Genomic DNA, 11639 nt, shown 5'->3' on the forward strand with positions numbered 1-11639 from the left:
CCGAGTCCGCGCAGAAGGGCGCGCACTTCATCGAACTGTGCGCGCAGCGCAAGATTCCGCTGGTCTTCCTGCAGAACATCACCGGCTTCATGGTTGGCCGCAAATACGAGAACGAAGGCATCGCGCGCCACGGCGCCAAGATGGTGACGGCCGTGGCCACCGCCAACGTGCCCAAGTTCACCGTCCTGATCGGCGGCTCGTTCGGCGCCGGCAACTACGGCATGTGCGGCCGCGCGTATTCACCGCGCATGCTCTTCATGTGGCCCAACGCCCGCATCTCGGTCATGGGCGGCGAGCAGGCGGCCAGCGTGCTGGCGACGGTGAAGCGCGACGGCATCGAAGCGCGCGGCGGGCAATGGTCTGCCGATGAAGAGACGGCGTTCAAGGCCCCGATCCGCGAACAGTACGAGCGCGAAGGCCATCCGTATTACGCCACCGCGCGGTTGTGGGATGACGGCATCATCGCCCCCGCCGACACGCGGCGCGTGCTGGGGTTGGCGTTGTCCGCGGCGTTGAACGCACCCATCGAAGACACCAAGTTCGGTGTCTTCCGGATGTAGGTCGCACGCATAGGCCGAACCCCACTTCTACGCGCTTCGCGCCCTTTCCGAACACTCCAGCTTGGATAACGCAATGTTCGATACTGTGCTGATTGCCAACCGCGGCGAAATCGCCTGCCGCGTCGCCGCCACCGCCCGCCGCATGGGCCTGCGCACCGTCGCCGTCTACTCCGACGCGGACGCCAACTCGCGCCACGTCGCCGCCTGCGACCAGGCCGTGTACATCGGCGGCTCCGAGCCGCGCGCCAGCTACCTGCGCGCCGACGCCATCCTGCAGGCCGCGCGCGACACCGGCGCCGGCGCCATCCACCCCGGCTACGGCTTCCTGTCCGAGAACGAAGCCTTCGCCCAGGCCGCGCAAGATGCCGGCATCGCCTTCGTCGGCCCGCCCGCTTCCGCCATCGCCGCGATGGGCAGCAAGTCCGCCGCCAAGACCCTCATGGAAAAAGCCGGCGTGCCGCTCGTGCCCGGCTACCACGGCGACAACCAGGATCCGCAGTTCCTCAAGACGCAGGCCGACGCCATCGGCTATCCCGTCCTCATCAAGGCTAGCGCGGGCGGCGGCGGCAAGGGCATGCGCATCGTCGAATCCTCCGGCGCGTTCCTCGACGCACTGGCCTCGTGCCAGCGCGAAGCCGCGTCCAGCTTTGGCGACGACCGCGTGCTGATCGAACGCTATCTGCAAAAGCCGCGCCACATCGAAATCCAGGTCTTCGCCGACACGCACGGCAACTGCGTGTACCTCTTCGAGCGTGACTGCTCCGTGCAGCGCCGCCACCAGAAGGTCATCGAAGAAGCCCCCGCGCCCGGCATGACCGAAGAACGCCGCCGCGCCATGGGCGAAGCCGCCGTCTCCGCCGCGCGCGCCGTTGGCTACGTGGGCGCCGGCACCGTCGAATTCATCGCCGAGCCCGACGGCCGCTTCTACTTCATGGAAATGAACACGCGCCTGCAGGTCGAGCACCCGGTCACCGAAATGATCACCGGCCACGACCTCGTCGAATGGCAACTGCGCGTCGCCGCCGGCCAGCCGCTGCCCGCGCGCCAGGAAGACCTGCGCATCAACGGCCACGCCATCGAAGCCCGCATCTACGCCGAGAACCCCGAGAAGGGCTTTCTGCCGTCCATCGGCACGCTCGCCTACCTGGGCCTGCCGCCGCACACCGCATTTGCCAACGGCGATATCCGCGTCGACGGCGGCGTGCGCATGGGCGACACCATCACCCCGTTCTACGACCCGATGATCGCCAAGCTCATCGTGCACGGCGCCGACCGCGATCAGGCCCGCGCCCGCATGCTGCAAGCGCTGGCGCAGACGCAGGCTGTCGGTGTGCAGACCAACGTCGCGTTCCTGGCGCGGTTGATGAAGGACAGCGCCTTTGCGGCCGCTGATCTGGACACCGGCCTGATCGAACGCCAACGCGCCACGCTGCTGCCCGACCCGCAACCCGCCGACGCCGACGCACTGGCGCTGGCCACCGCTGCGGTACTGGTGCGGCAAGGCCTCGCACAGCCTGGTGCGCAAGGCGCGGGCAAAGGCCCCGCCGACCCGTGGGACGCGCGCGACGGCTGGCGCTTGGGCGGCCAGTATCGGCGTCAACTGCAATGGACCGACAACGGCGAAGCCCGTCATGTCACCGTGGCCCGTCAGGGCGGCGCGTGGACGCTGGACACCGGCGACGGCGCGCGGCCCTTCCTGTGGCGCTCGCACGCCAGCGCCAATCCCAATCTGGCCTATGGCCTGCGCATCACGCTGCAAGGCCATGAAAGCGCCGGCACCGTCGTCCTGCATGGCGACCGCGCCTACGTCTTCCGCGAGGACGGCTCGCACGTCCTGGAGCTGTATGACGCGTTGACGCACTCGCAGGACACGCAAGGCGACCACGGCGCGGGTCTGGCCGCGCCCATGCCAGGCAAGATCATCTCGATCTCGGTCAAGGCGGGCGATAAGGTCGAAAAAGGCCAGCCGCTGCTTGTGATGGAAGCGATGAAGATGGAACACACGATCTCCGCCACCGCCGACGGTACGGTGGGGGAAGTGTTCTATGGAGTGGGCGATCAGGTGACGGAAGGCGCCGAACTCGTCTCGATCGAGTAACGGCGGTTTGAACGTACCCGACGGCTTCCGGCGGTATCGCCGGGAGCCGTTTTGTTTATGCGGCTCGCGCAGGTTTAGCTGCCCGTCAGCGCCCCTCGCCTAGAATCGGCGCTTCCCCCCGCGCCACGCCCACCATGTCCGCCGCCGACACGCCCAGTCCGCTTTCCAGCCCGCCGTTCCTGCATTTCCTCTGCGGCCGCGTCGCGGCATCGCTGGCGTTCCAGATCGTCTCCGTCGCCGTGGGCTGGCAGATCTACGCACTGTCGGGCAGCGCGCTCGACCTCGGCCTCATCGGCCTCGCCCAGTTCCTCCCGATGGCCGCGCTGACGCTCGTCGTCGGCCACGTCGCTGACCGCTACGACCGCCGCAAGATCGTCGCCATCTGCATGGCCCTCGAAGCCCTCGCCACCCTCGTGCTCGCCATCGCCGCGTTGCACGGCGTCGGCGGCAAGACGCTCATCTACGCCACCATCATCATCATGAGCTCGGCCCGCGCCTTCGAAGCGCCGACCCTGTCCACGCTCATCCCCGCCGTCGTCCCCCGCGAATGGCTGCCGCGCGCCACCGCGCTATCGTCCTCCGGCGGCCAGATCGCCCAGATCGCCGGACCCGCGCTCGGCGGCGTTGGATACAGCCTCGGGGCAGGGTGGATCTACTGCGTGGCCGCCGCGTTGTATCTGACGGCCTTCATCGCCATTGCGACCCTCGTCATCGAACGCGCACCTCCACGTAAAGAACCCACCACGTGGCACACGCTGTTTGGCGGCATTACGTTCATCTTCCAGCGCCGGTTGCTGCTGGGCACGTTGTCGCTGGATCTCTTTGCGGTGCTGCTGGGCGGGGCGACTGCGTTGCTGCCGATCTTTGCGAAGGACATTCTCAATGCGGGGCCTTGGGCGCTTGGTGCTTTGCGTGCGGCGCCTGCCTGCGGCGCGGCGTTGATGTCATTGACGCTGGCGCGGTTGAGCCTCGGTGAAAACGTCGGCCGGCTGCTGTTCGGCTCGCTGATCGTGTTCGGCCTCGCGACCACGGTGTTCGGATTGTCGACGTCGATACCGCTCTCGATCGCCGCGCTGGTCGTGCTGGGTGCGGCAGACGCGGTCAGCGTCGTTGTGCGGTCATCGCTGGTGCAGTTGAATACACCCGACCACATGCTGGGGCGGGTCAGCGCCGTGAACACCTTGTTCGTCGGCGCGTCGAATCAGCTGGGGGAATTTGAATCTGGGCTCACCGCGCAATTGTTTGGCGCAGTGCCCGCCGTGGTGATCGGCGGGGTGGGGACGATTGCGGTCGCCGCGTTGTGGATGCGGTGGTTTCCGGAGCTGAGGCGGCTTCGGACGTTGAATGGGAATGAGGTGGCGCAGACTTGAGGCAGCGCCCATATTGACTGGACGTCGACGCTGATCGCATGCGAGTGCACACACGCTTCTCACGTCAATCGATGCGTCTTCAACCAGTCTCTCAAAGCGTTGTTGATCCGCGTCTGCCAACCCTGTCCGGTCGCCTTGAAAGCTGACAAGATCTCCTCATCAAGACGAATGGTGGTCGCCGACTTTCGCGTTGCAGCGGTGCTGCCCACGGGCCGGCCACGACGACGCACAATGTCGTCGGGCTTATGCACACGAGCGTATTGGCCTTGCGCAGCCTGCTTCGCGCTTCGCAGCAGAGCTGCCTCAAATTCGGCAATCTCGGGATCAGGTTTCTTGGCCATCAAAGCTCTCCTTGAGTTTGGCTAGGAACGAGACAGGAAGATTGTCGAATTTGGCTTTGGCGTACACGATCAAGAGCACCACCTCACCATGGGCCAATCGCAGGTAATAGATCACGCGGGCGCCGCCGCGCTTTCCCATACCGCCGCGCGACCACCTCACCTTTCTACAGCCGCCAGAACCGGGGACAACGTCCCCCGCTTCAGGATTCTCCGCGATCCAGTCAACGAATGCCTCGCGTTCCGAATCACTCCACACCTTAGCCGCCCAAACACCAAATTCGCCCGTCTCAATAACGGTTAGCACGATTTAATTGTACTAACAATTTATTGAACAGCGCAAAGCTGGCTGAAGGGCCGCAGCCGACGTATTTGACCTTGGTTCGATACGCGCGCCATCGACCGACCACGCTATGCAGTTTTCGTCCTTCCACTTCGCTGGCCCCTCCGTTTAAACGCGGCAGTGCGAGCTGCGTGTTTTCGAACACTCAGCTTCTCGGATGAGATCAACGCTGCTCGCGAGGAGATTTATTGTGACGAAGCTGATCTGGCCGTTCCACGTGCGGAAGCTGAAATCAGACGAAGAGAAGCAAAAGCAGTCTTTTCGCCGAAAAGACAACTTCCGATTGAATGCGCGAATCTTCGGCTGATCACTTGCCGTCTCAGATGCGGAGGCGGCACCTAATAGGGGGGTTACGCCTCACAACGGGCGATTTTCAATCCAAGCCGAAAAACGCAAAAGGTAGCCATCTGGGTCTTGCACCAAGAACTGCTGCACGCCAATCTCGACTGCCCCGCTTCTGTACCATCGCTCCTCGGGCTCCCGGTACAACGGCCAACCGGCATCCCGCAACGTCCTGCACAGTGCGTCGATCGACTGCACCTTGATCTCGAAATTCACACCACGACCCAACGGTGCTTCAAGCGGTGCCGTGATCCAGCCGTCGTCGCCGCGGACCTCTTCGAGCATGAACTGAGCGCCCTCGCGATCAAGGAAAACAAACCCCTCCTCTTCGCGCTGATAGACGACCTCGAAGCCGCACAAGTCGATCCAGAATTGCCGACTACGCGCGAGGTCCCTAACCATCAGCTCAGGGACCATGCGTGCTCGGTACGATTTATCTTCCATCGTCTCTCCTTTTTATTCGGGCCATCGCATCGCCTTTGACTCCAGCGGCCATGGAAGCCCCGCCAACTGCGACCGGCGTTACTTCCAGCTTTCCTTGCTCATATCAAACCGATTCGCCGCCCCAGCCGCCGGTTCGAAATAATACTTAGGTTCCCGATAAACCAGCCCCTGCAGCGCAGCATCCAGCTTCGGCAGTTGAAAGCTGGCAGCACTACGCGCCTTCCGAAAATCCTCAATGCTGGCGGGCAGACGCTCCAGCGTCATCGACTCCAGCAAACACACCCATTCCCGGGCCAACACCCCGCACGAATCCTTGACCATGACCGGCTGATCATCCGGCATCTTGAACCCATCCATCAGCACCACATCACCCGCTTTCAGCGTGATCGTGGCCAACGGCGTAAACAGCAATTCCGTATTGACGCCGGCAACGGGCACCATCTCTGCCGCGCGTTCCGGGACGGCGCGCTTGGCCTCTTCCACCCAGCGATACTCCCGGGCAGCCTCATCGCAGCCGTTCCCAAAGCGCAACGTGACCTCGCAGCCTGAGCCCAGCATATCCTCGCTGGGCGACAACGGCGTCCAGGGCCCCGTCTTCTTGAAATCGACATCTGCCGTCTCCTTCAGCGTCGCCATGCCAAGGTCTTTCAGATAATCCATCGATTTCGCGCGCGCATCCGTATCCGGCAACGCCGTGCGCGGCTGGTGATAGGTAATGCGATTGAGCCGGTATTCTCCGGGCCACACGGGAATCACCTGGTATGCGACCGCACCGTGCGTCGTCTGGAACAGCGGCCCGAGATCGGCGGTATCGAACTTGTGCTTGCCTTGACCCACCGTCATCGCGTATCCCTTTTCGGTCAGATGCTGCCAATGCATGAGCGTGCTGCTCTGGCGGGTGAATCGGTCCCGCGTAGCCGCATCATCAAAATCGCGCTGCCGCTGCGCATCGAAATTGACGGTTGGGATCACCACCAACGCCATGTCCTCGCGGGCCTGGTCGAACAGCTTGTCGGTGTTCGCGCGATGCCGCTCCCTCATGGCTGTCGCTTCGGCCTGTAGCGCTTTGTCCGTAGGCGACTGTGCCAACACGGCGAACGGGGCAAACAGCGCAGATACACACACAACGGCAAGCACGCGGCGAGACAGCGTCATCGGTCTTGGTTCCTCTAAGGGTTTAGATATTGGGCAAATCGACGCCTGCCAACCATCCGGCTGAACAGGGCCTGGGCGAGAGCGCCAGGGCATGATATCGCGGTGAGCGTTCATGCAATGTGCCAAGCCGCGCCCGCTGCCAAACCGCATCACGCAAGCGCCGCCCCCGCCGCACAGAGTAGACTGACAGCCTCTCTCACCATTCCGAGTCCTCATTCATGCTCGTCAAAGCCCTGCGTGTCGGCCTGGGTCAAATCATTGTCCTGGGCGACGCACTGACCCGTCCGCGTCCGCAGAAGCGCTCGCCGCAAGGCCAGGCCGCCGTCAACGCCGACGCGGCCGCGCTCTCGCTGTATCAATTCCAGGCCTGCCCATTCTGCGTGAAGACGCGCCGCGCCATGCATCGGATCAATGTGCCGATCACGCTGAAGGATGCCAAGAACGACCCCGAAGCGCGCGCCGCATTGCAGGCGGGCGGCGGCAAGGTGAAGGTGCCTTGCTTGCGCATCGAAGACGCCGACGGCACGCGCTGGATGTACGAGTCCAACGACATCATCGCGTACCTGGAAAAGCGGTTTGCCAACGTCGCCTGATTGACCCGCGCGATCATGATGCCTGCCGTGACTCGGATGACCATTACGCTATGCGCGACCAGCCTGCTTGCCGCATGCGAACCCTCGCTGCCGCCACCGCCGGCTGGGTCGAAGCTCACCGCCGAAACCATCGCCACGCGTGAAGCGCCGGCTGAACATCAGTTCAAGGGCGTGCTCGCGGGAAAGCCTATTCATCTGCTTGCGCACAACTGCAAGGTGTATCGGGTCGATCCTGCCGAAGGGGAGAACGTAAGCTGGACGTTGGTGCTGGAAGGCGATTTCTATCCCTTGCCGACGTCATGCTTGAGTCAATCGCTGACGGAAAAAAAGGGCACCGTGACGGCGTTCATCGGGCGGCAGGCGCTTGGGGCAGGAGGGTGCTGCACGGGAACGCCGGAGTATCGGACAAAGGATGGGGTGACCTGGAAGCCGAATTGAAGGTTGCTCCGAAACGCAGCGCAACATATCCGCATCAAGGCGAAATCGGTTGAAACCCGGGCCGGGTAGGTGCGTCACATAATCCTCGCCAGACAGCCGCCACGTTGGCGCTTCATCAAGGAGAAATGGGATGAGCCGGAAGGGAACTCTGATTGTTGCGATGGCGTTCAGCAGCATGCTGATGGCGGCCGCGGCGCAGGCGGAAAGCTGCAGAGAGAATATTCTTGGCGGTCAGGACTGCACCTATGACGACGGCACCCGGTCTTGGAGCCGCTCTAATATCCTCGGCGGCTTTGACACCACATACAGCGATGGCAGGACATCATCGAGCCGCAGCAACATCCTTGGCGGTCTTGATACCCGCTACAGCGACGGAACTAGCGCATCAAGCCGGAGCAACATCCTCGGCGGCCAAGACACGGATTACACCGGCGGCTCGCCGAGAAGGCCGAAAAGCCCGAAGTAATTCGCATATCGTTGTTGGCCGGCGCAGTCGGCCCCGCTCACGTCATACCGACATCCAAGGCTCACTCTCTGACTGCAGCGGACAGCGCCGATGCCGTTGCGAAAGCCGGCGGCATCGACACCAAAATAACGCGCCGCAAGCGCCGCGCTTAGCCAACCCGCCACGCCAGAAATCAACGGGACGAGAGATTTTCGGCGGCGCCTACCCCGGACTCCCCCGCGTCATCGATTCCAGCACGCCATCCCGCCGCACCCAGCCATGAAACAACGCCGCGGCCAGATGCAGCAGCACCGTGGCGAACAGCAGGAAGGCCAGATAGCGATGCGCACCCCGCAGCCAACTGAACAGCGCCGCATCCGCAGGCGCAATGGACGGCAACTGCCATCCGCCCGCCACGACGGGATAACCCCCCGCCGACAGCATCGCCCAGCCGATCAGCGGCATCGCGAACATCAGCGCGTACAGCAAAACGTGCGAAGCCAGCGCCGCATGACGTTGCCAGGCCGGTAGATCCGCGGGCAACGCAGGCGCGCCCTTGAACACGCGCCTGGCCAGCCGAATGCACACCAGCGCCAACAGCGCCAAGCCCAACGGCTTATGGATCTGCACCAGCCACTGATGCCGCTCGGACACCGACGCCACCATGCCCACACCGATGAACAGCATCGCGAGTATGCCGGCCGCCATCGACCAATGCAGCACGCGTGCGAAGAGGCTGAACGTGGCGGGCGGCCTGCGGGTTTGAGTAGGCGACGGGATCATTGGGCGCGCTCCGGTTGGGTCGAATGGGATGACGCAGCGGCGGCTTGAGGCGGCCCTTCGCCCGTGCGGCGTTCATAAGAGGCCGCATAGGCCGCGGATCGCGCCGCCAGCAGCGGATCGTCGGAAACAGCAATGCCTTGCGGCAACACCGTCGGGTCGTAGTTCACATCGCGACAGGGACCATCGCTTTGCGGGGCGCTGCTGGTTATCACCACGGTGCCGGCGTCGACAGTCGGCCGGTCTGCCGGCCACTGTCGGGTTGCATCACTAGTGGAATCGCCGGGTTGGCCCAAGGTGAGCAGCAGACGCCAGCGCAACGGCCCTTGGGTCAGGCGCTGTTGCAGGTCACCTTGCAGATAGTCGGCATCGTGTCCCGGCTGCGCCACAGGCGCCGCCGCCGCATCCAATGGTGCCAACTGCCAGCGCACCGGCTGGCGCTTTCCGTTCCCATCGATCAGGTAGAAAGCGTTCAGGCCGTAATAGCCTTCGGTGGCGTAGCTGGCCGAAGGCTTGGCGGTCTTGGCCCACGCAAGGAACGCCGCCGCTTCAGGATGCGCCGCGAAGAAGGCCTGCATGCGCTGCGGATCGGGCTTGCCCGTCTTGGGATCGGGCCGACCGGCAAGCTGCTGGTCGTAGAACGCCTGCGGCGTCGACAGCGGAAACACCGGCATGCTGTTCATGCCGGTACGCCACTGTTCGCCATTGGCCGACGTGAACATCAAGGCAAAGCTACGGATCGGGACGCTGGAGTCCGGCGCGTAAGGATTGCCGCCGGGCAGCGCCAGCCGTCCCACCACGGGCGTGCTGCCCGGCTCGAACACTGCAGCGGTGGATAACTCGTGCGCGGCGCCGCTGCTTTCAAAGCGGCCGATCACACAGACGCCTTTGGCGTGGTTGCGGCGGAAGCCCTCGTGGACGCCGCTGTTGGCTTCCAGGGCGTTCACCACGCGGTCGGGGGTCAGGCGCTGAGGGTCGAGCCAGCCGCCGACGTAGGCGAACGCGGCGCCGGAGGCCAGCACGATTGCGCCAATTGCGGTGAGGCGAAGAAGGGTTTGCGGGGTGGCGAGCGGCCGGAGCTTCTGGGGCCGGTCTTCCGGGAGCTGGCCGTCTTGTTGCCGCGCACCCGTCGTTTGACGATTCGGCGGCTGGCGGCCCGGCGGCTGGCTTCCCGGTGGCGTTTGACCCGGCGACGGGCCGTTGCGGTCAGATCCTTGTTGCATAAGGCTCCTTGCCCATGGGGCGATGAATACCCCTGTAGGACGCCGTGCGAAAAAAGTTATTCCGTCATGGAATAAACCCGCCGGAGCGGCGTCTTACTGGATTGACCTGTAAGCTGGTTGCGCAGGCCTGTCCCAGGAACCCGCCATGATTCAACCGGTCCGCGTGCCGCCCGACGCGCCGGCATCCACCGACGACGAGATGCCAGCGGAAGAGCTCTCCGACGCCGTGCTGCGCCAACTACTGCCGCGCCTGCGGCGTTTTGCGCTGCGCCTCACGCGCGATGCGGTCGCGGCCGATGACCTGGTGCAATCCACCTTGGAACGAGCGCTCACCCGCTGGCGCGGCCGCCGTCCGCAAGGCGACGTGCGCGCGTGGCTCTTCACCATCCTGTACCGCCAATTCCTGGACTCCCAACGCCGCTCGCGCCGCTACACGCGGCTGCTGTCATGGTTTGCCGGCTCCGACGCCGCCGCGCCGTCGGCCGAGCGCGAGGTCATCGCGCGATCTTCCCTGGATGTCTTCGAACGCCTGCCCGAGGCGCAGCGCACGCTGCTGTGGCTCGTCAGCGTGGAAGGCATGAGCTACAAGGCCGTCGCCGATGTTTTAGACGTACCGCTGGGCACCGTCATGTCGCGCCTGTCCCGCGCGCGGAGCGCCCTGCGTGAATTGCATGAGGGACAGGCCGGCGAGGCTCGTCTGAGGATATTGAAATGAAAGAACGCTCTATCGATGACCTGACGCGTAATGCGTATGTGGACGGGCAGTTGGATCCGTCGCAATTGCTGGAGCTGCAGGCGTATTTGCGGGCGCATCCTGATGAGGCGCAGGAGCTGGAGGCGTGGCGACGGGATGCACAGCGGCTGCGGGAAGGGGCTGGCGGGGATGGTTTGCCGGGTAATCCTGCGTTGGATCCTGCTGCGGTGCGTGCGGGGCTACGCGTTCGCACACGGCGGCGGATGGCGATGGCGGCTAGTTTGGTTGTGGCGGTGGCGATTGGCGGCGTCACGGGATGGAGTGCTCGCGATACGGCCTTGGCGAATCGGGTGCTGCCGATGCAGGATGCGATGCAGGCTTATCGGTTGTTTGCGTCTGCGGATGCGCCGCAGCCGGATGTGCGGGCCGAAGCTGGGGATTTGCAGGGGTGGTTGGATGCGTATTTTGCGCATGCGGAGCGGTTGCCTAATTTGAGCGATAGCGGGTTTAGGCCGGTTGGTGCGCGATTGTTGGCTACTGACCAGGGGCCGGCGGCGATTGTTATCTATGAGAACGCGGGGCAGCGCGCTACGTTTTATATTCGACCGCCGGGGCCGGGGGGGCAGTTTCTGGCGCAGGGGAGCCGGAGGGATGGAGAGTTGGTGGCGCGGTATTGGTCGGGGCAGGGGTACAACTATGCGTTGGTGACGGCGGGGGATGTACGCGGTCAGCCAGCGCAGATAGGTGAATCGTGATGCTGGGAGCCTGTCCGTATTTTTGTGGGCGAGGCGTTTTAAAAGTTGTTATCCCCGCGCC

The 11639-nt window shown here is 64.1% G+C and carries 14 protein-coding genes; 8 read left to right on the forward strand and 6 right to left on the reverse strand.

Annotated elements, in window-relative coordinates; genetic code table 11:
• The 3 genes from RT697_RS25380 to RT697_RS25390 form a co-directional block, all read left to right on the forward strand.
• Window positions 1–560: carboxyl transferase domain-containing protein (locus RT697_RS25380; RefSeq protein ID WP_313702425.1), on the forward strand; the 560-nt coding region annotated here is incomplete at its 5' end.
• Between the two features lie 73 nt (window positions 561–633).
• A complete protein-coding gene (locus tag RT697_RS25385) occupies window positions 634–2658 on the forward strand; it encodes an acetyl/propionyl/methylcrotonyl-CoA carboxylase subunit alpha (protein WP_313702426.1) in 2025 nt (674 codons plus the stop codon).
• 134 nt (window positions 2659–2792) lie between these two features.
• The gene (locus RT697_RS25390; RefSeq protein WP_313702427.1) at window positions 2793–4028 is read left to right on the forward strand and encodes an MFS transporter; all 1236 of its coding nucleotides are present in this window, start codon (window positions 2793–2795) and stop codon (window positions 4026–4028) included.
• Window positions 4029–4087: 59 nt separating this feature from the next.
• Here the strand turns inward: RT697_RS25390 and RT697_RS25395 are convergent, their stop codons facing one another.
• From RT697_RS25395 to RT697_RS25410, 4 genes are all read right to left on the reverse strand, one after another.
• Window positions 4088–4369: a BrnA antitoxin family protein gene (locus RT697_RS25395; RefSeq protein ID WP_180099801.1), complete on the reverse strand. Its 282-nt coding sequence runs from the start codon at window positions 4367–4369 to the stop codon at window positions 4088–4090.
• On the reverse strand, window positions 4353–4673 hold the full coding sequence (locus RT697_RS25400) for a transcriptional regulator (protein ID WP_313702428.1): 321 nt from the start codon (window positions 4671–4673) through the stop codon (window positions 4353–4355). The genes RT697_RS25395 and RT697_RS25400 overlap by 17 nt, the downstream gene beginning before the upstream one ends.
• Window positions 4674–5066: 393 nt before the next feature.
• Entirely contained in the window at window positions 5067–5495 is a 429-nt protein-coding gene (locus RT697_RS25405; protein ID WP_313702429.1) for a VOC family protein, read from the reverse strand.
• A 78-nt stretch (window positions 5496–5573) separates the two neighbouring features.
• Window positions 5574–6650 carry a hypothetical protein gene (locus tag RT697_RS25410; protein WP_313702430.1) on the reverse strand — a complete coding sequence of 359 codons (1077 nt, stop codon included), beginning with the start codon at window positions 6648–6650 and terminating at the stop codon, window positions 5574–5576.
• 218 nt (window positions 6651–6868) lie between these two features.
• On the opposite strand from RT697_RS25410, the gene RT697_RS25415 reads away from it, so the two are divergent.
• From RT697_RS25415 to RT697_RS25425, 3 genes are all read left to right on the forward strand, one after another.
• Window positions 6869–7243, forward strand: a complete 375-nt coding sequence (locus tag RT697_RS25415) for a glutaredoxin (RefSeq protein ID WP_313702431.1) — start codon at window positions 6869–6871, stop codon at window positions 7241–7243.
• Window positions 7244–7279: 36 nt separating this feature from the next.
• Window positions 7280–7681, forward strand: coding sequence for a hypothetical protein (locus tag RT697_RS25420; protein WP_313702432.1), 402 nt, complete (start codon window positions 7280–7282; stop codon window positions 7679–7681).
• 130 nt (window positions 7682–7811) lie between these two features.
• Complete coding sequence (locus RT697_RS25425) at window positions 7812–8147, forward strand: hypothetical protein (protein WP_313702433.1); 336 nt, start codon at window positions 7812–7814, stop codon at window positions 8145–8147.
• Between the two features lie 201 nt (window positions 8148–8348).
• On the opposite strand, the gene RT697_RS25430 is transcribed toward RT697_RS25425, so the two are convergent.
• Both RT697_RS25430 and RT697_RS25435 read right to left on the reverse strand, forming a co-directional pair.
• Entirely contained in the window at window positions 8349–8909 is a 561-nt protein-coding gene (locus RT697_RS25430) for a cytochrome b (protein WP_313702434.1), read from the reverse strand.
• Window positions 8906–9940 carry a catalase family peroxidase gene (locus RT697_RS25435; RefSeq protein ID WP_313702436.1) on the reverse strand — a complete coding sequence of 345 codons (1035 nt, stop codon included), beginning with the start codon at window positions 9938–9940 and terminating at the stop codon, window positions 8906–8908. Before RT697_RS25435 ends, RT697_RS25430 begins: the two co-directional genes overlap by 4 nt.
• 388 nt (window positions 9941–10328) lie before the next feature.
• Here RT697_RS25435 and RT697_RS25440 point away from each other — a divergent pair, with 388 nt between their 5' ends.
• Entirely contained in the window at window positions 10329–10844 is a 516-nt protein-coding gene (locus tag RT697_RS25440; protein ID WP_313702437.1) for a sigma-70 family RNA polymerase sigma factor, read from the forward strand.
• On the forward strand, window positions 10841–11578 hold the full coding sequence (locus RT697_RS25445; RefSeq protein WP_313702435.1) for an anti-sigma factor: 738 nt from the start codon (window positions 10841–10843) through the stop codon (window positions 11576–11578). Before RT697_RS25440 ends, RT697_RS25445 begins: the two co-directional genes overlap by 4 nt.
• Window positions 11579–11639 lie beyond the last annotated feature (61 nt).

The organism is Achromobacter sp., assembly GCF_032113835.1.
Classification (GTDB): Bacteria; Pseudomonadota; Gammaproteobacteria; order Burkholderiales; family Burkholderiaceae_B; genus Achromobacter.